Raw genomic sequence first — 22737 nt, forward strand, 5'->3', positions numbered from 1 at the left:
ACGTCCCGTCGTCTGAGTTGACCCGCCTTGCGCAAACCGCGCATAGTACGAGTCCCCTCATGGAAATTCCCGAAGATTCCCGGACACTTGCCAAGCAAGCAGGCATCCGTGGACGCCGGTTCCCCGCTCCTAGGAAGACCATGCGCCGCTCGCTACTCGTTTGCCTCGTTCTCCTGACTTCCATGGCTTCGGCCCAGGAGAAGAAAGCACTGCGCGACGCTGACCTGGGCAAGAAGTCCACCACCATCGTGGACAAGTCCCTCGCAGGCGACATCACGCGCCCGAAGGAAGCCCAGCAGGCCGCTCCCGCGCTTCAATATGATCAGTTCCGCCTGGGCGTGGAAGTGCAGGTCGCTTCCAAGCGCCGCGAACAGATCGAATCGCTGAGGAAGATCATCTCGCTGTCTCCTGATCAGAAGGAGGCGCCCAGCCTGTTGTTCCGCCTGGGTGAGCTCTACTGGGAGGAGTCGAAGTTCTTCTTCTTCGAAGCCAACCGGAAGGACGACGAGCTCATCGTCGCCATGAACCGCAACGACGCCGCGGCCCAGCAGAAGGCCAAGGCGGAGAAGGCGGAGTTGATGGCGAAGGTGAAGGAGAACGGCAAGTACGCCGTCGAGCAGTACACGAAGATCGTCCAGGAGTACCCGAAGTTCGAGCGCACGGACGAGGTGCTCTTCTTCCTCGGCCAGTACCTGATGGAGGACGGCCAGGACAAGAAGGCGCTCGTCGCGTTCAAGCGCCTGATTGAGAAGTACCCGCAGTCCAAGTACATCCCGGACGCGTACTTCGCCTTCGGCGAGTACTACTTCAACAACTCCAAGGGCAAGCGCCCGGAGCTGGAGAAGGCGCTCGCCGCGTACAAGAAGGCCGCCGAGTTCCCGGAGAACCAGGTCTACGCCTTCGCCCTCTACAAGCAGGGCTGGTGCTACTTCAACATGGGCGAGTACGAGTCCGCGAAGGACAAGTACAAGACCGTGGTCCTCTACGGTGAGCTGGCGGGCGCCGCCGCCGTGGAGAAGGACGGCAAGTCCAAGGCGAAGGGCTCGCTGGTGCGTGAAGCGCGCGCGGACTACGTGCGCGCCTTCGCCCGCGAGGGTGACGTCACGCAGGCGCGCGCGGACTTCGGCAAGGTCGCCACCAATCCGGAAGACCGCTTCGCGATGATGAAGCAGCTCGCGAACCTGTACTACGGCGACGGCAAGGACCGCGAAGCGGCCATCACCTACAACTCGCTGATCAAGGAGAAGCCGCTGTCGCCGGAGGCTCCTGGCTTCCAGGGCAAGATCGTCGACTGCATCCTGCGCATGGGCAACAAGGAGCGCACCGTGGCCCAGGTGCGCCGGCTCGTGAAGATCATGAAGGACGTCGAGTCCTCCGGCGTCATCAAGGACGACAAGGACAAGAAGGCGCTCGCGGAGGCGAAGGAGCTGTCCGAGCGCACGCTCTCCAACCTCGCCGTCACCTGGCACAACGAGGGCAGGAAGACGCGCAGCGAGGAGACCTTCAAGTACGCGGACGCCGTGTACAGCGACTACCTCACGCTCTTCCCGGAGAACCCCAAGGCGTATGACCTGCGCTTCTTCTGGGCGGAACTCCTCAACGACAGCCTCCAGAACTTCGACAAGGCCGCCGCCAACTACACGCTGGTCGTCCTCCAGGACGCCAAGGTGCTGGAGGCCAAGGACGACAAGGGCAAGCCCAAGCCGGGCAAGCCGGGCAAGTGGCTGACCAACGCCTCCTACAACGCCGTGCTCGCCTACGACGAAGTGGTCAAGGCCGCTGAAGCGCGCGGCGAGGCCAAGTCCGAGTCCGCCGGCACGGACATCCAGAAGAAGATCGCCATCCCCACGCTGAAGAAGTCGCTGCTCGACGCGTGCGAGCGCTACCTCAAGTACGTCCCCAAGGGCGACAAGCGCGTGGAGATCGCCTTCAAGGCGGCGAACATCTACTACCGCCACAACCACTTCGACGAAGCCGTGCTGCGCTTCAGCGAGATCGCGCTCGGTTACCCCGAGTACAAGTTCGAGGACGGGCAGCGCGCGGCTGAAATCGCCGCCAACCTCATCCTCGACTCGTACAACCTGCTGGGCGACTTCGCGAAGGTCAACGAGTGGGCCCGCCGCTTCTACTCCAACGACAAGCTGGCCACCGGCAAGTTCCGCGACGACCTGGCGAAGCTGATCGAGCAGTCGTCGTTCAAGCTGGTCAGCCAGCTGGAGGAGAAGAAGGAGTTCTCCAAGGCGGCCGAGGCGTACCTGAACTTCGTCCACGACTTCCCGCAGACGGAGATCGCGGACCTGGCGCTCTACAACGCGTCCGTCGACTACTACAAGGCGAAGAGCCTGGATAAGGCCATCGAGGTCCGCAAGCGCCTGTTCGCGGAGTACCCCCGGTCCAAGTACGTGCCGGACTCCATCTACGCGAACGCGGAGGCGCTGGAGGCCATCGGTGACTTCGAGGAGGCCGCGGGCACCTACGAGCTCTACGTGCGCGGCTACGAGCGCAACCTGAACGAGAAGGGCGGCTCGCCGGCGGCGAAGGCCAAGGCGAAGAGCAAGGCCAAGGGCAAGGGCAAGCAGGCCTCCAACGACGACGGCCCCGCGAAGCCCGCGGTGGTGCAGAAGTGGGACGAGTCCAAGGCGCAGATCGCCCTGTTCAACGCGGCCACCTACCGCGAGGGCCTGGGCCAGCTGAAGGCCGCGCTCAAGAACCGCGAGCACTACATCGAGCTGTGGCCCAAGTCGAAGGACACGGAGGCCGCCTTCCTGTCCGTCGTGGACCTGCACGTGAAGCAGGGCGCGTACATGAAGGCCATCAAGCTCCTGGAGGAGTACGAGCGCGACAACATGCGCTCCCAGAGCAAGTTCCTCATGGCCGAGGGCCGCATCACCGACATCTACGCGAAGATGAAGAAGACGAACGACGTGCGCCGCATGAACAAGCGCATCTTCGAGTACTTCGATCAGCTGCCCCGCCGTCAGCAGACCGCGCTGGAGAAGCCCGCGCTGGCCGCCGCCGCGCAGGCGAACCTGCTGGCCATCGAGCCGGACTGGAACGAGTTCAAGCGCCTGAAGCTGTACTGGGGCGTGCCGCCGTCGCCGGAGCGCTTCAAGGGCTCGCTGGCCGACAAGGGCCGCGCGCTGGAAGTCGTCCAGAAGAAGTACGTGCAGACCGTGGCCCTGGGCGCCCCGGAGCCGGCCATCTGCGCGCTGCAGCGCATTGGCCTCGCGTATGACCACATGGCGGAGCTCGTCGTGAACGCGCCCATGCCGCGAGGCCTGGACGAGGAGTCGCAGCAGGCCCTGCGCGACGAGTTCAGCAACCAGGCGCAGCCGCTCAAGGACAAGGCCACGGAGGCCTTCTCCGGTGCGGTGGCCAAGAGCCGCGAGCTGGGCGTGTTCAACGACTGCGCCGCGGCGAGCCTGAAGATCCTCCGCACCACCTACGCCCCGGACCGCTACCCGGAGGTGCTGGAGGAGAAGCTCGCGCTGAAGAACAAGGAGCTGGTGCTGGGCGGCGACCTCCTGGCCGCCGTGCAGGACATCCCGCCCCCGGTCACCAAGGTGGAACCGGAGAAGCAGGCCAAGAGCGAGGCGCTCAACGAGGACCTGTCCGCGCTGACGAACGCCCTTCGCCAGCAGACCGAGTCCGAGGTCGCCAAGCCCGCCGCCGCGTCCAAGGACGGCGCCCCCAAGAAGACTGTTGATGATCAGGAGCCGGAGGACTTCCTCTAATGAATCGCCGCATGCACCCGTTCCGCCCCCTCCTGCTGGCCACGCTGGCGCTGACCGCTGTCGGCTGCTCCACCACGCAGACCAACACCCCGGCGCCCGTCGCCAAGCCCGTGGTCGCCACGGGCCCGGTCTCCATCTCCAACCGCGCCATGCTGCTGTTCGATGACGCGACGAAGTCCTTCGACGCGCAGAAGAAGGCCAAGGCCTTCGACTACCCGTCGCTGGAGCGCAAGTTCAAGGCCGCCCTGGAGGCGGACCAGAACCTGGCGGAGGCCGAGTACAACCTGGGCGTCATCGCCGAGCGCATGGGTAAGCCCGACGAGGCCAAGGCCCGCTACGCGTCCGCGCTCACCAAGAAGCCGTCCCTGCGTCAGGCGTCCGACAACCTGGCCATCATGAAGCAGAACGGCGGCGACGTGGCCGGCGCCGTGGCGCTCTACCAGGACGTGCTCACGCGCTACCCGGACGACGCGGGCTCGCGCGCGCGGCTCGCGGAGATCTACCGGCAGAACAACGACCACGACAAGGCGATGGAGCTGTCTCGCGCCGCGCTCATGCGCGACCCGATGAACACCAACGCCCTCAAGGTCATGATCCGCAGCTACCTGGATCGCAAGCAGCTGGCCATGGCGAAGCTCGTCGCGCTGCGCGCGGTGAAGCTGGACGGCACGGATCCGGAGCTGCACCAGGCCGTGGGCCTCATCCTCCTGAAGGAGGGCGACACCGAGGGCGCGCGCCTGCAGTTCAAGAGCGCCCTGGAGGCGAAGGCGGACTACGTGCCGGCGCATGTGGAGCTGGCCCAGCTGGCGCTCAACGCGGAGGACTTCCCCGGCGCGGAGGAGCACCTGCGCCGCATCCTGCAGTCGGACGGCAAGAACGCTGCCGCGCACGTGGACCTGGGCATCGCGCTCAAGGGCCAGGGCCAGTACGACAAGGCCATGCAGGAGTACGACGAGGCGGAGAAGCTCAACCCCGACCTGGGCGCCACGTACCTCAACCGCGGCATCATCCTGCACAAGGTGAAGGACGCTCCCGAGCGCGCGGTGGAGCTCTACAAGAAGTACGTCGCGCTCGCCGGCGGCGAGGTCGCGCTCAATGCCGAAGCGCCTGTCTTCAGCCTCATGCGCGAGGCGGAGAGCATCGTGCAGGCAAAGCGCGAGGCGTCGGCCGCGGAGGCCCAGGCCAAGCAACTGGAGGCGCTCCAGGCCCAGCAGCAGGCCGCGATGAAGGCGGAAGAGGCGAAGCAGAAGGGCCAGACGCCTCCGGGTGGAGCGACGCCCGCGTCCGGCACCGGCACCACCCCGCAGGCCACGCCGGCCTCCGGCACGGGCGCGCAGCAGCCGGCCGCCACCCCGGCGGGTGGCACGCAGACGGCCCCTGCCCAGAAGAATGCAGCCCCGGTGGACTCCGACGAGCCGACGGACGACCTGCTGTGATGTGGGAGACGCCCGCCAGTGGCTTCACGCTGGCGGCGCGGCTCGGGAAGATGCGAACCTTGTGAGCCCCTCGCTTTCCAGGGCGGGGGCCCACCATGCGGAAACACCAGTGGGCCTTGGGAAGGCCCCACGTGGAGGCAGGATGCGGAAGTGGCTGATGCTGTGCATGACGTTGTCGGTGGCCCCGGCCTTCGCCCAGGACGAAGGCGGCAAGAGTGAGGGTGGCGGCGCCAGGATGCAGAAGACGACCAGCGTCGACTTCGAGGACGACACCATCGAGGGTGACCTCACGAAGCCGGACGGCGAGTACGTCGAGGCGCGCAAGACCGTGAAGCACTCCAACCTCATCCGCATCCGCGAAGACTTCGAGGACAAGGTGATGCAGTCCGTGGGCGAGCTGTAATCCCCCCACCACGGATTGAACCGGCGGCGGGAACCTTCCGCCGGCACCGTTGTCCAAGAGCGCCAAAGCCTACCGGGAGCCCTCCATGGCCGTACCCCTGACACTCAAGGTCTTCAAGGGCGACACGTTGGTCGCCTCCAAGGACTACGAGCGCGACATCATCAAGATTGGTCGTCTCTCCTCCGCGCACCTGTGCCTGGAGGACGACAAGGTCAGCCGTATCCACTCCGTCATCGAAGTTGCCGCCGACGGCTCCATGTCCATCATCGACATGGGCAGCGTCGAAGGCACCTACGTCAACGGCAAGCGCGTCAACAAGGGGCAGGTCTCCTTCGGTGACGAGGTCCGCGTGGGTGGCACCACCATCCGCCTGGAGAACCCGGCCGCTGTCGCCGCGGTGAACCTAGCCGCCGCCGTCGCCCAGGCGGACGCGCCCACGGACAAGAACCCGACCGTCGCGCCGGTGGCCCCTGCCGCCGCCATCGCGCAGGCCGTGGCCGCGCCTGTCGCCGTGGCAGCGACGCCCGCGCCCGCCCCGACGCCGGCTCCCGTCGCACTGGACGCCTCCGTCGCGCCCACGCAGAAGAACGCCGTGGCGCCAGCGCGGGCTCCCAAGGCCCCCGTGGCGGACGAGGACGCGCACGAGGAGCAGGAAGCCGCGCCGCGCGTGCGCACCGTGCGCAAGACCAAGTCCAACGGGCCGCAGGGCGTGTCGCTGCGCCTGCTCTGGGGTGACCAGCGCGTGGGCGAGTTCTTCGTGCCCCCCGGCGCGAAGAAGGCCTTCACGGTGGGCAGCGCCAAGGGCGTGGACTTCGTGATGGGCGACGCCAAGCTGGGCGCCCCCACCTTCGAGGTGCTGCGCACCGACGGTCAGTCCTTCACCCTGCGCTTCGCGCGCAAGATGAAGGGCGAGCTCACCCGCAAGGGCGAGACGCTGGACCTGGAAGCGGTGATGGAGTCCGGCAAGGCCTCCCAGGACGGTGACGCCTACGGCCTCACGCTGGAAGCGGACGACTTCGTCTGGGTGGACCTGGGCGGCCTCACGCTGGAGGCGCAGTTCCAGCCGGTGCCCAAGCGCGTCGTCGTGCCGATGGGCGAGAACATCGACTACACGGCGCTCAACATCTTCCTGGTGATGTTCTTCATCGGCACCGCGTTCGTCATCCACTCCATGAACCAGAGTGGGGAAGGGGACGAGTACGCGGATGAGCTCGCGGGCAACGACGCGCGCATCGCGAAGCTGATCATCAAGGCTCCGGAGACCCAGAAGAACAAGTTCCTGGAGAAGCTGAACCAGCAGAAGGAGAAGAAGTCGGGCGAGATGGCCCAGAAGCAGCGCAACGACGAAGGTCAGATGGGCAAGAAGGACGCGCCCAAGACCAACAACCGCGCCGCGCCCAAGGGCGACCCGAACAAGAAGGACGAGGCGCGCGCCCTCACCGCGAAGATCTTCGGCGGTGGCAAGGGCGGCATCTCCACCATCTTCGGCAAGTCGGGCCTGGGCGGCGAGCTCAAGAGCGCCATGGGCAACATGTTCGGCGCCAAGGCGGGAGACGCGGGCGGCTTCGGCGGCATGGGCCTGCGCGGCAGCGGCGGTGGTGGTGGTGGCACCGGTGACAGCATCGGCATCGGCGGCATCGGCACCAAGGGCCGTGGCGGCGGCAGCGGCAGCTACGGCACCGGCGTGGGCACGCTCGGCGGCAAGCAGAGCGTGGACGTGGGCATCACCTCGTCGGATCCGGAAGTGATGGGCTCGCTGGACAAGGAGCTCATCCGCCAGGTCATCCAGCGCAACCGCGGGCAGATCCGCTACTGCTACGAGAGCCTGCTCAACCGCTTCCCCAAGCTGGGCGGCAAGGTCTCCGTGAAGTTCATCATCAGCGCCAACGGCTCGGTGGCCACGTCCAACGTCGCGCAGTCCACGGCGGGCAACTCGGACCTGGAGACCTGCGTGGCTGGCCGCGTGCGCACCTGGAAGTTCCCGGAGCCCAAGGGTGGCGGCTCCGTGATCGTCACCTACCCGTTCATCTTCAAGCAGGCCGGTGACTGACGTAGAATCAACACATCCGTTTCCCGCGCGGGCGGTCCTGGACACGGGGCTGCCCGCTTCTTCACTTCAACCTCCCGCCCCCGCGGGAGGACTGCCCCCCACCAGGCTGCCCTCCATGCAGAAAGTCCTTGCTCCTCTTGCCCTGAGCGCCGCGCTCCTCCTTCCCGCGATGGCGGGCGCCCAGGACACCCCCAGCGCCGGTTCCGCGATGCAGGACCGGCCCGCGGTGACCTTCAACGAGGTCGAGCGCGGTGTGTACTTCGGCGTGTACGGCGGTCCGTCGTGGATCACCAACCCGCCCGCGGACTCCGGCCCGCGGCCCTTCTCCTCTGGCCAGATGGCCCAGGTGGAGCTGGGCGTGGACCTGGGCGAGCGCCTGTCCCTGGGCGTCTTCTTCATGGGCTCCGCCAACCGCGCGGGCGCGGAATACGTCGGCTACTCGCAGGGCGCCGCGTCCGGTGACTTCACCATGCTGGTGCCCGGCGCCGTCCTGCGCGCCCGTCTGGTGGGCTTCGCCGACAGCCAGGAGGTCAAGCGCACCTGGATCTACGCCCGTGCCGGCGTGGGCTACGCGATGTTCTCTCCCAAGAAGCTCCTCCCTGATTCCGACATTCTTGTGTTTGCCGGGCCCGGAGTGGAGTACTACACGCGGCTGCGCCACTTCTCGGTGGGGCTGGAGGTCGTGGGGAACTACCTCGCCTCCAAGGGCGCCTTCGGGTTCGCGGTGGCGCCCAACATTCGCTACGCGTTCTAGCGGGAGATTCACGTGGCTCAGGAGAATGGAAGCGGTGGATCGCGTCCGGGTGGACGCGGTCCGAACGGGGGCGCGCCGGGCCAGGGGCCCCGTCGTGACGGACCGGGAGGCTTCGGCGGTCGTGGCGGTCCTGGCGGTGGCCGGGGTGAAGGGCGCGGCCGGGGTGAAGGCCGTGGCCGTGATCGCGACGCCGGCCCGGTGGGGCCCGGCCAGCGCGTCATCGCCGAGCTGAGCGTCCTGGAGAAGGCGCTCTCCAAGAACGACTTCGGGGCGGAGAAGGGTCCGCTGGAGGCCATCGTCCGCTCGCTGCGGACCATGAACCTCAAGTCGCTGGAGGACCTGGACCTCAACACGCGTGGCCGCCTCATCACCACGCTCCTGCGCGTGCAGCGCCAGTCCAAGCCGGCCCTGCCGGAAGCGGGCGCGGAAGCCGCGGCGCCGGAAGCAGGCGCCACCACCGAAGCCGCGCCCGAGGAGGCTCCGGCCTCCGAGGCTGCTGCTCCGGCCGAGGGTGCCGCGCCGGCTGAAGGGAGCGCGCCCGCCGAGGCCGCCCCCGCGAAGCCGGCCGTGGACCCCGCGAAGGAGAAGTTCGACGGCTGGGTGGACGTGATGTCGCTGGTGGGTCGTGTCTGGCGCGCCGCGGGCGACGCGGACCGTTCCCAGGCGGCCTTCACGCTCAGCGGCCGTGAGCCGACGGCGGAGCCCTCGGCCCCGGCCCGTGAGGAGCGCGCCGAGCGTCCTCCGCGCGGTGACCGTCCGGAGCGCGGCGAGCGCCGGGACCGGGGTGAGCGCGGGGAGCGTCCTCCTCGCGGTGAGCGTCCGGAGCGCGGCGCGGCCGGTGAGCGGCGCGAGCGTCCTGCCCGGGGCGAGCGCCCCGAGCGTGGCGAGCGTCCTCCGCGCGGTGAGCGCCCCGAGCGCGCGCCGATGCCGGAGCTGACGGGCGACTGGAAGGAGCAGGCGACCCAGCTGGAAGGCATGGGCCGCACGCGCGACGCGGCGCGCCTGCACGAGCGCAATAACGGCTTCGCGGATGCCACCCGGCTGTTCGAGGCGGGCGGTGACCTGAAGAGCGCGCTGCGCACGGCGCTGTCCGGCCAGGACAACGACGCGGTCCGCCGCCTCGTGGGCACGCTGCCCCCGGAGCAGATCGGCCCCACGCTGGAGAAGGCCGGCGCGTACGAGCTGCTCATGGAGCACTACGTCGCCAAGGCCGACTTCGAGAACGTCGCCCGCCTCTACGAGCGCGCGCGGCAGTTCGACCAGGCGGGCCTCGCGTACGAGCGCGCGAACAAGCTGACCCTGGCGCGCAAGGCGTACGAGCGCGCCCGGGACCTGGTCAGCGCCAACCGCATCCGGGGCCTGGAGGTGAAGGCCCTGGTGGATCGCGGCGACCGTCTGGGCGCGGCGACCCTGCTGGTGGCCGTGGGCCAGCGGCGCGAGGCGGTGGAGGTGCTGAGCCCCCTGCCTCCTCCGAAGGCGTTCCACTTCATGCAGCGGCTCACCCTGGAGGACGAGGCCAAGGAGCTCGCGAAGCGCGAGCTGGCCCGCGCCGAACAGGAGCAGAAGCCCGCCGGACGCGCCCGGTGGCTGGAGCTGCTGGGTGACATCACCGCCGCCGCGGAGACGTGGACGCAGGCGGGCCGCAAGGACAAGGCGCTGCCCCTCTACGAGAAGCTCGGTGGGGAGCACCTGCCCCGCGCCGCGCAGCTCGCGGAGGAGCTGCAGCAGCGTGACAAGGCCATCGCCCTGTACACGCAGCTCAACGACAGCGCCGGCCTGGAGCGCGCGAAGGCCCTCCCCGAGGCCCCCGCGACGCCCCCCGCGGACAGCCAGCAGGACGCCGCTGACGACGCCGAATCCGCGGCGTCGCCGACGGAAAATGCTTCCTCGGCTGGCGAGCAAGAAAGCCAATAATTCCCGCCGGTTGACGGGTTTTGCATGATTGCCCGGGGGCGCCCGCGGCCGGTACACTCCGGCCGCTGGCGCCCTCGTTTCATTCCCCCTTTGGCCAACGAGCATCATGGAACAGCCTTCCACCCCTGCGCGTCCCACGCTGCGTGTGACCGATGACCGCTCCTTCGTTGAAACCGAAGCGGCCCTGGAGAAGACGGGCCGGGTCGAGGAGCTGATCCGCCTGTACGAGGGGCGCTCGCGGGATGTTCCCACGGAGGAGGCGGCGAGCCTCCTGTGCCGCGCGGCGGAGCTGGCCCACGAGCGTCAGCGCAACGCGCCGCGCGCGGAGGACCTGCTCAAGCGCGCGCTGTTGGTCGCGAAGGACCCGATGCCCGCGCTGCGCGGTCTCAAGCGACTGCATGAGATCCGCCAGGACTCGTCGTCGTTGGTGGACGTGCTGGAGCGGCTGGGCGCCGCGACGCAGGGCGAGGAGAGCGCGGGCCACTACCTGAAGGCCGCGGACCTCTACGAGCAGAAGCTCTTCCGGCGCGACCGCGCGGTGCTGTGCCTGCAGCGCGCGGCGCGGGTGAAGCCGGACCGCGCGACGTTCCGGCGCGTGCGCCAGCTGCTCCTGTCCGAGGAGCGTTTCCAGCCGGCGTTCGAGGCGCTGCAGCGCGAGCGCGCCGCGCTGGGCGACGCGGGCATGGCGGAGGAGTACGCCGCGCTCGCGGAGCGGCTGGTGGACGACCCCACCGAGCACACGCTGGCGCAGCAGGTGCTGGACGTGGCGCGGGAGCTGGATCCGCAGAACGCGCGCGCGGACAAGGCCGCCCGCGCGATGCAGCGCTTCGAGCAGGTGTGGCGCGACAAGGTCCGCATGCTGCGCGGCATGTCGCTGGAGGAGCGCGACCGCAAGAGCGCCGCGCGACTGTCGCTGCTCGTGGCGAAGCTGTTCGCCTGGTACGACCCGGGCTCCGCCAGCAAGGTGAAGGAGGCGTTGGACCGCTGCTTCCTCCTGTGGCCGGGCATGCCGGAAGCGCTCACGCTCATCGAACGGATGGCGGGGCGCGCGGGCGATTACGGACCGGCGCTCGCGCAACTGGAGGCGATGGCGGGCGAGGCGCGCGACCGCACGGCGCAGGTGGACCTGTGGCTGCGCGTGGGCACGGTGAAGCTGGGCCGGATGAACGACGCGGCCGGAGCGCTGGCCGCCTTCGAGAAGGCCGTGGCGGCGGATGCGTCGCGCGCGGACGCGGCAAGCCTGGCGGCGGAGCTGATGCTGGGCCAGGAGCGCTACGCGGACGCGGTGGCCACGCTGGAGCGCTACCTGGGCACGGTGAAGGACCGCTCGCAGCAGGCCAGCCTGCGTCTGCGCCTGGCGGACCTGTGCATGCAGCAGCTGCAGGATGCGGACGCGGCGCGCGCGCACCTGGAGGCGGCGCTCAAGCTGGAGCCCACCAACGCGCTCGCGGCCTTCCAGCTGTCGCGCCTGCTGGCGGAGGACGAGAAGCTGGACGAGGTGCTGCCGCTCCTGGAGCTGGCCATGCTCGCCCCGCGTCCGCGCGCCGAGCGCGTGGCGTTCTGTGAAGCGCTGGCGCTGATGTTCGAGGAGCAGGAGAACGAGCGAGGCGCCTTCGAGGTGCTGGCGCGCGCGCTGGAGCTGGAGCCGGGGCGTCCGCTCCTTCTCAACACGGTGGTGGAGCACGCGGAGAAGGCCAACGCGCAGCCGGCGCTGGCGCACGCGCTCTTGCGCGCGGCGCAGGGGGCGACGCCTCCAGCCGTGGCGGTGGCGCTGTGGCGGCACCTGGCTCAGCTGCTCCAGGGCCCGCTGGCGGACCCCGTGCGGGCGGAAGCGGCATGGCGCGAGGTGCTCGCGCGCGCGCCGGGCGACACCGTGGCGAGCGAGGCGGTGAAGTCGCTGCAGGCGGCCGCGGCGCTGGCGGATGATCCGAAGACGCGGCTGGAGACGGACATCGCCCGGCGCGAGGCTGCGGGTGCCTCGCCCGTGGAGCTGGAGCCGCTCGTGCGTCAGTGGGTGCAGCTGGCACCCGAGGACACGCAGGCGGTGCAGCGGCTCCAGGCGCTGTGCGTGGCGCTGTCGAAGTTCGAGGAGGCGGCGGCGCTGGCGGGGAAGCTGGCGACGCTCTCCGAGACGCAGCTGGAGCGCAACGAGTGGACCGCGCGGCAGGCGAAGCTGTACGCGGAGCGGCTGAACCGCCAGGAGGACGCGGCGGACCTGTTCCTCGCGCTGCTGGCGGAGAACGTGTCCACGGGTGTGGTGGTGGGTGGCCTGGAGCGGCTGGCGGCCGGAGGCGTGCGCACGGCCGCGCTGACCGAGGCCCTGGCGAACCACTACGGCCGCACGGGCGACCACCAGCGGCAGGTGGCGGCGCTCCAGCAGCAGCTGGACTCCACGACGGACGCGCCCACGCGCAAGCGGTTGCTGACGGTGCTGGCCAGCATCCACGAGAAGCAGCTCGCGGACAGCCGCGCGGCGTTCGACACGCGGCTGCGCATGGTGCGCGAGGAGCCGAAGGACGAGGCGGGACGCGCGGAGACGGCGCGCCTGGCGCGCGACCTGTCCGCGCACGCGGAGCTGGGCCGGGTGCTGCGCACGCTCGCCACGGAGTCCGAGGACCCCGTCCTCGCCGTGCAGCTGCTCTCCGAGGCGTCGGTGCTGGCGGAGGAGGGCGGGATGGCGGCGGAGGCCATCACCGCGCTGGAGGCCGCGCTGTCGCGCTCGCCCGAGTCGCCGCAGGTGCTCCAGCGCCTCGTGCGGCTGTACGGGCGCGCGGGCCGCTCCGCGGACGCGGAGACGCTGCTGCGCAAGCGCATCCACGCCACGCGCGGGCCGGAGCGGTTGGAGCTGCTCCTGCGGCTCGTGGACCTGAACGTGGAGCTGGGCCGTCCGCAGCAGGCCGCCGAAGCGCTCCAGTCCGCCATCACGCATGGTGGCGAGGAAGGCCGGCACCTGTCGCGCCTCGCGGAGCTCTACGAGAAGGCCGGCATGCAGCGCGAGCTGGGGGACACCCTGGCGCGGATGATCGGCCTGGCGGAGACGGCCGGTGACGCGGACCACGTGTCGCGGCTGAAGCTGCGCCGCGCGCAGCTGCTGCAGGGCTCGCAGGACGGCAGCGCGGAGGCGGTGCAGAGCTACGCGGACCTGCTGCGGCAGCGTCCGTCGGATCCGGACGCGCTCTCGGCGCTGGAGGCGATGCTGGCCTCGGGCCCGTCGCGCGAGGCGGCGGCGCGCGCGCTGATTCCGGCGTACGAGCGCACGAAGGAACACCGCAAGCTGGTGGCGACGCTGGACGTGCTCTCGGAGGTGGCTCGCGACGACGCCGGGCGGGTGCAGGCGCTGCGTCACGCGGCCCAGGTGCACCTGGCGCACCTGCGGCAGCCGGAGCTGGCGTTCGCGTCGCTCGCGAGGGCGATGCGCCTGGCCCCGGCGGACGCGGGCCTCCGGGCCGCCGCGCGTCAGGCCGCGGAGGACGCGGACGCGCTCGACAGCTTCGCGGAGATCCTCTCCGAGCTGACGGAGGAGGGCGACGTGGGCCCCGCGCGCGCGGCGCTGCTGCGCGAGCTGGCGGAGGTGCAGGAGAAGAAGCTCGACGACCGGCCCGGCGCGGTGAAGGCGCTGCGCGCGCTGTTGGAGCTGGAGCCGGGCAACCTCGACAGCCTGCGGGCGTTGCAGCGGTTGCACCGTGCGGGCGAGGAGTGGGCGGCGCTGGCGGAGGTGCTGGAGAAGCTGGCGGCGGCCATCCAGGAGCCCGCGGATCAGCTCGTGTGCCTGCGTGAGGCCGCGCTGCTGCACGAGGCGAAGCTCACCGACAAGGAGAGCGCGGCGTCCGCGTGGCGCGCCATCGCGGAGCGAGACCCGGCGCAGCGCGAGGCCGCCACGGCGCTGGACCGCCTCTACACGGACCTCAACCGCCCCAAGGACCTGGCGTGGACGCTCACGCTGCGGCGCAACCAGGAGGGCCAGAGCCCGCAGGGGCGTGAGGTGTCCTTCCGCCTGGCGGAGCTGCTGCGCACGGTGCTGGACGACGCCAACGCGGCGCTGGGCCTCTACAAGCGCATCCTCACCGAGGACCCCGGTCACCCGGGCGCGAGGGCCGCGCTGGAGGCCTGGGTGAAGGCGTCCGTGCCCATGAGCGGCGCGGCGCTGGAGGTGCTGGACAAGGTGCTCGCGCAGGTGGGCGACCATGCCCGCCGCGTGGCGCTGCGCGAGACGCGGATGGAGTCCGCGCTCACGGTGGAGAAGATCATCCTCGCCGGGGAGGTCCGCCGCATCTTCGAGCGCGACATGCAGCAGCCGTCGCTCGCGTTCATGGCGGCGGTGAAGGCGTTCGCCAACGACCTGGACCGCGAAGGCGTGCGTCCGGACCTGGAGCGGCTGGCCCGCGACACGGGCAGCCACGAGGTGCTGGCGGAGATCTACGAGAGCACCGCGGTGGAGCTCACCGCGGGAGACCCGGCGACGCTGGACCTGCTGCGCCGCGCGGCGGAGCTGCGTGAGAGCCTGGATCAGCCCGAGGAGGCCACGCGCCTCTGGAAGAACCTGCTGGCGGACGCGCCGCAGGACCGCCAGGCGCTGGAGGCGCTGTCCCAGCTCTACGAGAAGGGCCAGAACGCCAAGAGCCTGTCGGAGGTCTACGCGCGCCAGGCGCAGCTCTCCACCGACCCGGAGGCGCGGCTGGGCCTGCTGCTCAAGGCCGGTGAGGCCTACGCGAGCGCGGGCGAGGACGCGAAGGCCATCGAGGTGCTGCGCTCCGCGCTGGCGAACCGCAAGGTGCCCGAGGGGCTGCTGGCGCTCGACAAGCTGTACGCGAAGACGCGCCACTTCGTGGAGCAGGCGGACGTGTTGGATCAGCTCGCGGAGCTCGCGCCGGACGAGCCCGGGCGCCGCGCGTACCTGCTGCGCCGCGCGCAGCTGCTGGAGAAGGAAGTCGGCCCCACGGAGGCGCTGCCGGTGTACCGCCGGCTGCTGGAGCTGTCGCCGGGCGATGGCCAGGTGGTGGCGGGCCTGGAGCGCCTGCTCGCGCACGACGGCCCCCGCCTGGAGGCGGCGCGGTTGCTGGAGCCCGTCTACCGCGGCCTCAACGACACGCGGAAGCTGGTGGACGTGTTGGAGGTGCTCCTGCCGGGAGTTCCGCCGGAGAAGCGCCTGGAGCGGCTGCAGGAGATCGCCGTCCTGCGCGAGGGCCTGGGCCAGACGTCGCTGGCCTTCGTCGCGCGCCTGCGCGCGTTCAACGAGCTGCCCGCGGAAGCCGGCGTGCGCGACGAGCTGGAGCGGCTCGCGGCGGACTCGGGCTCCTTCGAGGAGGTGGCGGCGGCCTACGAGGATCAGCTGGAGCGCGACCCCGCGGAGCCCCTGGCGGGCGACCTGTGGCGGCGGCTGGCGGCCATCTACGACAACCGCCTGAAGCGCTACGACCTGGCGGTGCGCGCGCTGGAGCAGGTGAGCCGGCGCGACCCGATGAACAAGCCGGTGCTGGAGGCCATCGCCCGCGTGCACCGCCGCACGGGCGCGCACCGGGAGCTGGCGCTCGTCATGCGCCGGCAGGTGGCGGCGGAGACGAGTCCGTCCTCGCAGATCAACCTGCTCTTCGAGCTGGCGCACCTGGCCGAGGAGACGCTGGCGGACAAGTCGCTGGCGGCGCAGACGTACCGCGAGGTGCTGGAGCGCCGGCCGGAGAACGCCAACGCGCTGAAGCTCCTGGGCCGCGTGCTCGCGGACATGGAGCGCTGGGCGGAGCTCGCGCAGCACGTCGAGCGCGAAATCCAGATGGCGGACGCGCGGGACGCGCAGGAAGAGGCGTCCGACCTGCGCGTGCGCCTGGGCCGGCTGAAGGTGTCGCGCCTGGATGATCCGCGCGGCGCGCTGGAGCTGTACCAGGCGGTGCTCGCGCGGCGCGCGGGACACCCGGGCGCGGTGGGCGCGCTGGAGGAGCTGGCGCGTTCGGAGAGCCCGCTGCGAGGCGCGGCGGCGAGCGCCCTGGAGCCCATCTTCGCTTCGGTGGGCAACCACCTGAAGCAGGTGGAGATGCTGGAGTCGCGAGCCTCCGCGGAGGCCGTGCCGCAGGAGCGGGCCGCGCTGCTGCGCCGCATCGCGGAGATCTACGCCACCGCGCTGGAGAACGCGGAGATGGGGTTCCTCTCCGCCACGCGTGCGCTGCGCGAGCTGCCGGAGGATCCGCGCTCGCTGGAGCTGTGCATCCAGCTGGTGGACAAGGCGGAGGCGCCCGAGGAGCTGTGCGCGGTGCTGACCGAGGTGGCCCCCAAGGCCAGCGACGCGGCCCGCGCGGAGCTGTACCGCGCGCTCGCCCGGATGCAGGTGGACCTGGGTGAGCCGACGGAAGCGCTCCAGTCGTGGAAGCGCGTGCTGGAGCTCAAGCCCACGGACACCGAGGCATTGGACGGTACCGCGCGGCTGGTGGCCTCGACGGGCCGTCCCTCGGAGCTGCTGGAGGTGCTGCGCCGTCAGCTCGCGCTGTCGGAGGAGCCGGCGCGCCGCGCGGCGGTGCTCCACCAGATTGGCGCGTTGCAGGAGGAGCAGCTCAAGGATCCGCTGGGCGCGCTGGCCACGTTCCGGCGGCTCCTGGAGCTGCAGCCGGATGACGCGGTCGCGCTCGCGCGCATGGACAGCCTCTGCCAGAAGCAGGAGCGCTGGCCGGAGCTCGCGGACGTCCTCGCGCGGCGCATCGCGCTGATGCCGCCGGAGGAGGGCCTGGAGCTGAAGTTCCGCCTGGGGACGGTGCGCGAGTCCAAGCTGCTCGACAAGGCGGGCGCGCTGTCGCTGTTCGGCGAGGTGCTGTCCATGCAGCCCAATCACCCGGGCGCGGTGGGCCGCATGGAAGCCATCGTGGCGCGCGAGCCGCAGAACCTGCTCGCGGTGGAGACGCTGCTGCGCGCCTTCCGCGCGAGCGGTGACGTCATGCGGCTGGCGCAGCTGATTGAGACGCGCGTGGGCGTGTCGCCGGACGCCATCGAGCGCAAGCAGTTGCTCGGTGAGCTGGCCACGCTGCGCGAGACGCAGGGCGAAAGCGAGCTGGCCTTCCTCGCGCTCTACCGCGGCTTCAAGGAAGACCCGAACGACAGCGAGGTCCGCCGCCGCCTGGAGAACGCCACCGACGTCGCGGGCAGCTACGACGAGCTCGTGGTGCTCTACGAGGAGGCCCTGCCGCGCATCGCCGAGGCCGCCGACGCGGCCCAGGTGTGCCTCAAGCTGGGGCAGGTGCTGGAGACGCGCCTGCGCGACCCGGACCGCGCGGTGTCCTACTTCGAGCGTGCGCGCACGCTGCACGCGTCGGTGCAGCAGAGCTCGCTCGTCGCGTTGGACCGCCTCTACCTGCACCTGGAGGCGTGGCCGGAGCTGGCCGGCGTGCTGGAGGCGCTGGCCACCGGCGCGACCCAGCCGGCGGACAAGATTGGCTTCCTCTTCCGCCTGGGGCAGCTCTACCAGGAGCGGATGGACAGCCCGGACCGCGCCGCGGGGGCTTATGAGGCCATCCTCGCGTTGGATCCGTCGCACCTCGCCTCGGCGCGGCTGTTGGAGGGCATCTACGAGGGCGCGGGCGCGTCCGAGAAGCTCTACGCCATCCTGAAGCTCCAGGCGGACAAGGTCTCCGGCAGCGAGCGGGACCGCGTCCTGGGCAAGATGGCGCAGGTGTCGGCCGAGGGGCTTTCGGACCTGGGCCGCTCCATCGACCTGTACCGCGAGCTGCTGGCGAAGAACCCGCGCAACGAGCAGGTCTTCAACGCGCTGGAGTCGCTGTACGAGCGCGCGGGCCGTCCGCAGGAGCTGCGCGAGATGCTCGAGGGCCGCCTGGCCATTACGCTGGATCCGCGTGAGGTGGTGCGCCTCAACGAGCGCCTGGGCCGCGTGGTGTACCGCCTGCTCAAGCAGCCGGAAGCGGCGGTGCCGTACTTCAAGGCGGCGCTGGACCGCGACGCGCGTCACCGTGGCGTGCTGGACACGCTGCGCGAGCTGTACGACGAGACGGGCCAGCGAGAGGAGCTGGTGGGTATCCTGCGCCGCCTCATCCCGCTGCAGGACAGCAGCGACGGCGTGAAGGCGCTCCGCCTGCGGATGGCGGAGGTGCTCGCGGGCATGGGCCGGCGCGAGGAGTCGCTGGACGCGGCCCGCCGCGCGCTGGAGGTGGAGCCGCACTCTGTCTCCGACCTGGAGCGCGTGTACGCGCTGTCCGTGTCGCTGCGCGCGTGGAACGACGCCGTGCGCGCCCTGGAGCTCAAGGTCCAGGTGCATCTGGTGGCCGAAGAGCGCGACCCGGCCATCGCCGCGTACTTCACGGTCGCGGACCTGTGGGAAGGGCAGGGCGGCAAGCCGGAGCTGTCCGCCGGCGCGCTGGAGAAGGTGCTGGAACTCGACCCCGCCAACCGCACCGCCTACGAGCGCGTGTGCACGCTGTACCGCGCGAACAACGACTGGCGCGCGTACGCCACGGTGATGGACCGCTACATGCCCCACCTCGTCACGGACGAGGAGAAGATGGCGGCGCTGCGGGAGATCGCCCGGGTGCAGGAGGAGCGCCTGGGCCAGAAGGACGTGGCCTTCCTGGCGCTCTGCCGCGCGCTGCAACTGGACGCGGCCGAGGACGCGCTGCGCGAAGAGGTGGAGCGCCTCGCGGACGAGACGGGCAGCCACGAGGAGCTGGCGGCGGTCTACGAGGAGGTCGCGGACGAACTGCCCCGTGGCCCACTCGCGGAGCGCATCTACGCCACGCTCGCGCGCATCCACGACTCGCGGCTGGATGATCCGCAGGCGGCGGAGGCCGCGTTCCGCAAGATCCTGGAGTTCGACCCCACCAACGCCACCGCGCTGGACGGGCTGGCGGCGGTGTTCCAGCGGCGTGGCCGCGACCGCGAGTACGTCGTCGCGCTGGAGCAGAAGCTGGAGGCGGCGGGCTCCATCGAGGCGCGCAAGGGCATCCTCAAGGAGATCGCCCGCGTTTGGGACGAGACGCTGGACGACCCCACGGAGGCGGCCAGCGCCCTGTTGCGCGCGCTGGAGCTGGAGCCGGACCTGGAGACGCTCGGCGTCCTCACGAAGCTCTACCGTCGCGGGAATGCGTTCCGTGACGTGGCCACCACGCTGCTGCGGGCCCGCGACCTCGCGGCGTCCAACGAGGAGCGTGCGCGCATCCAGGTGGAGGTCGCGACCGTCTACGAGCGCGACCTGAAGGACGACGAGTCCGCGGTCTCCGCGTTCCGCATGGCGCTGGAGTTCGACCCCTACAACCGCGAGGCGCTGGAGGCGCTGGAGCGGCTGCACACGCGGTTGGATCAGCCGGCGGACCTGCTCGCCATCTACGAGCGGATGCTGGAGCTGTCGCAGGACTACCGCGAGAAGGTCCGCGTCCTCTTCCGCAGCGCGACCATCTGGGAGGACACGTACCAGAACCCGGCCAACGCCGACGCGTGCGTGGAGGGCGTGCTCTCCATCGACCCGCAGAACGTGTCGGCCATCAAGTCGCTCATCCGGCTGCGCCGCGCGCAGTCCCGGTGGGAGGACCTCCTCCTCGCGTACGAGCGGCAGCTCGCGCTCGCCACCAGCCCGCAGGAGCAGGCGGAGCTGTACGTGGAGATGGGCAACGTCCAGTACCAGAACCTCAAGGCCGTGGACCGCGCGGTGAACAGCTACCACGCGGCGCTCGCCACGGACCCCGAGTCCCGTCAGGCGCTGCACGCCCTGGGCAACCTCTACGAGCGCAGCGGCAACTGGCCCTTCGCGCTGGAGATGCTCCAGAAGGAAGCGCAGGTCGTGGGCAGCGACCCGGCGGCGGTGGAGCTGTGGCATCGCCTGGGGAAGATCAACGAGGACATGCTCTCGGACATGGCGAGCGCGCGGAACGCGTACCAGCAGGCGCTCGCCATCGACCCGGGCCACCTGCCCACCATCCGCGCCCTCAAGGGCATCCAGGAGCAGGAGCAGGACTGGAGCGGCTACGAGCAGACGCTGCTGCAGGAGGCGCAGCAGACGGATGATCCAGCCGCCAAGGGCAAGGCCCTGTTGGACGTCGCGCGCTACCATGCGGAGACGCGCGAGGACCGTGACACGGCCACGCCCTATTGGGAGGAGACGCTCAAGCACATCCCGGACAGCCTGGAGGCGGCGCGCCCGCTGGCGGACGTCTACATCGCGAGAGAGGACTGGTCGTCCGCGGAGCGGATGCTGGACATCGTCACGCGCAAGATGGCGGAGAAGGCCATGGCGGAGAAGGACCCCGCCATCGCGCAGGACCTCTGCCGCCAGCTCTACCGGCTGGGCTACGTGGCGGAGAAGCTGGGCCGCCGCGACAAGGCCCTGTCCTCGTACGAGAAGGCCTATGGCCTGGACGCCACGTACCTGCCCTCGCTCGAGGGCTACGGCAACCTGCTGGTGCAGGCGAAGCGGTACGAGGACGCGCTCAAGGTCTTCCAGACCATCCTCATCCACCACCGCGAGGAGCTGACGGACCTGGAGGTCGTGGAGGTCTACTGGCAGCTGGGTGACGTGCACGCCGCGCTCGGCCAGACGGACCGCGCACAGAACCACTTCGAGAAGGCGCTCGCCATCGACCCGCAGCACGAGCAGACGCTGCGCGCGCTGGTGACGCTGATGGACAAGGCGGGCAACTACGACAAGTCCGCGGAGCTGCGCCAGGAACTCGTCAACAGCCTGGAGGGCGAGGCCAAGGTCAAGGTCTACCTGGAGCTGGGCCGCATCGCGCGCGACGAACTGCACGACCCGTACATGGCCATCGACGCGTTCACCGGCGCCCTCAAGACGCAGCCGGACGCGCCGGAGGTGATGGACGCGCTCTACCGGCTGCTGCGCGAGACGCGTCAGGGCCAGAAGGCCGCGGACGTGCTGGGCCGCATGCTGGCGCTGCCCGCGCTCGCCCTGGAGCCGCACAAGGCCAAGCGCGTGTGGTTCGCTCTCGGGGAGATCCGCCGGGACGAGCTGAAGGACGTGGAGGGCGCGACGCAGGCCTTCAACGCCGCGCTCGACCTGGACCACCGCTTCGTGGAGGCCTTCAGCGCGCTGGAGGCGATGCTCGGCGGCGCGCGTCAGTGGAAGGTGCTGGAGGAGAACTACACCCGCATGCTCGCGCGTCTGCCCAAGACGCCGGACACGCACCCCGCGCGCATGACGCTGTGGCGCGCGCTGGGCGACCTGTACCTCCAGGTGCTCAAGCATCCGGAAGGCGCGGTGGCCGCCTACGGCGTCGCGGCGAAGGGCCTGCCGGACGACGCCTCCATCCAGGAGATGTTCGCGGAGGTCGCGGGCCAGATGCCGGGCCGCGAGGAAGAGGCCATCGTGGCGCTGCGCCGCGCGCTGCCGAACACGGAGAACCCGCGCAAGGTGGTGGGCAACCTGGTGCGGCTGTCCGCGGTGCGCAAGGACTACGACGCCGCGTGGCTCGCCGCGCAGGCGGTGTCGGGCCTCTTGGGTGAGGCGGGCGAGGACGAGCAGGAGATCCTCACCAAGCTGGGGCCCTACGCGAAGAAGAAGGAACTGGCGCAGCGTCCGCTGACGGACCGGCTGTGGCAGACCGCGCTCTTCCACCCGAAGGTGCGCGGGCCGCTGTCGGAGCTGCTGGGCCTGCTCTTCGAGAAGGCGGGACACCTGTACTCGGTGCCCTTCCCGCAGTACCAGCTGGTGCCGAAGCGCCACCGCATCGACGTGGCGGCGGCGCAGGAGTACCACGTCAACCACTACCGCTACGTCGCGCGGCTCTTCGGCATGGAGGCGGTGGAGCTGTACTCGCCCTTCCTCGTGGCCACGCGTGAGCGGCTGGCGAAGCGCTCCAACGAACCAGCTCCCGAGCCGCTCGTGAACGTGGATCTGCTCCAGACGCATCCAGCGTGTGTGCGTGTGGGCGGCAAGTACTTCGCGGAGCAGGGGCAGAAGGAGGTGTATTACCTCCTGGGTCGTACCCTGGCCCTGGCCCGTCCGGAGCTGGCGTTCAGCCAGCGCGTCGCGCCCGAGCGGCTGGAGGCCGTGGTGCAGGCCGCGCTCAGCCTGGTGGTGGGCAACGTGCGCTACACGGTGGATCCGCGGCTGGTGGACGTGGAGCGGCAGCTGCTCCAGAAGAGCCTGAGCGAGCCGGACCGGGCCGCCCTGGCGAAGGTGGCGAGGGCCTACCTGCCCACGGCGACGCCGCAGGATGTGCGCACGTGGCTGGAGGGCGCGGAACTCACCGCGTCGCGCGCGGGCCTCTTCGCCGCGGGCGAGCTGGAGCCCGTGCGCCGCATGGTGCAGGGCGAGACGGGGTCCTCCTTCCGCGTCGCCCCGCGCACCAAGCTGCGGGAGTTGCTGGTGTTCGCGACCTCCGAGGACCTGCACGAGCTGCGTGTGGCCGTTGGCACACACGTCGAGGTCCAGGTGCGAAAGTAAGGCCCTCAGACCGCAACGAGGGTTCATGCGTTGAAAGCAGGCGGGCGTTCAAGGCAGGTGTCCT

8 protein-coding genes are annotated in these 22737 nt (G+C 70.4%); all 8 read left to right on the plus strand.

All coding sequences use genetic code 11. The annotated features are described in order from the left end of the window. Window positions 1-140: 140 nt before the first annotated feature. The 8 genes from D7X30_RS17930 to D7X30_RS17960 all read left to right on the plus strand — a co-directional run bounded on the left by D7X30_RS17930 (window position 141) and on the right by D7X30_RS17960 (window position 22673). Window positions 141-3734: a tetratricopeptide repeat protein gene (locus D7X30_RS17930; protein ID WP_199724375.1), complete on the plus strand. Its 3594-nt coding sequence runs from the start codon at window positions 141-143 to the stop codon at window positions 3732-3734. Then, window positions 3734-5170: an adventurous gliding motility TPR repeat lipoprotein GltE gene (gene gltE, locus D7X30_RS17935; RefSeq protein WP_120564137.1), complete on the plus strand. Its 1437-nt coding sequence runs from the start codon at window positions 3734-3736 to the stop codon at window positions 5168-5170. The genes D7X30_RS17930 and gltE overlap by 1 nt, the downstream gene beginning before the upstream one ends. 142 nt (window positions 5171-5312) lie before the next feature. After that, window positions 5313-5573 (plus strand): adventurous gliding motility protein CglF, encoded by a 261-nt coding sequence (cglF, locus tag D7X30_RS17940; protein WP_014395388.1) that lies wholly within the window; start codon window positions 5313-5315, stop codon window positions 5571-5573. 85 nt (window positions 5574-5658) lie between these two features. Continuing rightward, window positions 5659-7623 carry an adventurous gliding motility protein GltG gene (gltG, locus tag D7X30_RS17945; protein WP_120564204.1) on the plus strand — a complete coding sequence of 655 codons (1965 nt, stop codon included), beginning with the start codon at window positions 5659-5661 and terminating at the stop codon, window positions 7621-7623. 115 nt (window positions 7624-7738) lie between these two features. Then, window positions 7739-8377, plus strand: a complete 639-nt coding sequence (gene cglE / locus D7X30_RS17950) for an adventurous gliding motility protein CglE (RefSeq protein WP_120564138.1) — start codon at window positions 7739-7741, stop codon at window positions 8375-8377. 34 nt (window positions 8378-8411) lie between these two features. After that, the gene (locus D7X30_RS42325) at window positions 8412-8609 is read left to right on the plus strand and encodes a hypothetical protein (RefSeq protein ID WP_370038597.1); all 198 of its coding nucleotides are present in this window, start codon (window positions 8412-8414) and stop codon (window positions 8607-8609) included. Continuing rightward, window positions 8576-10291, plus strand: a complete 1716-nt coding sequence (locus tag D7X30_RS17955) for a DEAD/DEAH box helicase (RefSeq protein ID WP_199724379.1) — start codon at window positions 8576-8578, stop codon at window positions 10289-10291. The genes D7X30_RS42325 and D7X30_RS17955 overlap by 34 nt, the downstream gene beginning before the upstream one ends. A 106-nt stretch (window positions 10292-10397) precedes the next feature. Next, window positions 10398-22673, plus strand: coding sequence for a tetratricopeptide repeat protein (locus D7X30_RS17960; protein ID WP_120564140.1), 12276 nt, complete (start codon window positions 10398-10400; stop codon window positions 22671-22673). The last annotated feature ends 64 nt before the right edge of the window (window positions 22674-22737 follow it).

The sequence above is a fragment of the Corallococcus sp. AB011P genome (assembly GCF_003611605.1).
Classification (GTDB): Bacteria; Myxococcota; Myxococcia; order Myxococcales; family Myxococcaceae; genus Corallococcus; species Corallococcus coralloides.

What these genes read in the sequence shown, in the direction of transcription:
- D7X30_RS17930 (WP_199724375.1), top strand. Translation starts at nt 141, where the DNA reads ATGCGCCGCTCGCTACTCGTTTGCCTCGTTCTCCTGACTTCCATGGCT.
- gltE (WP_120564137.1), top strand. Translation starts at nt 3,734, where the DNA reads ATGAATCGCCGCATGCACCCGTTCCGCCCCCTCCTGCTGGCCACGCTG.
- cglF (WP_014395388.1), top strand. Translation starts at nt 5,313, where the DNA reads ATGCGGAAGTGGCTGATGCTGTGCATGACGTTGTCGGTGGCCCCGGCC.
- gltG (WP_120564204.1), top strand. Translation starts at nt 5,659, where the DNA reads ATGGCCGTACCCCTGACACTCAAGGTCTTCAAGGGCGACACGTTGGTC.
- cglE (WP_120564138.1), top strand. Translation starts at nt 7,739, where the DNA reads ATGCAGAAAGTCCTTGCTCCTCTTGCCCTGAGCGCCGCGCTCCTCCTT.
- D7X30_RS17960 (WP_120564140.1), top strand. Translation starts at nt 10,398, where the DNA reads ATGGAACAGCCTTCCACCCCTGCGCGTCCCACGCTGCGTGTGACCGAT.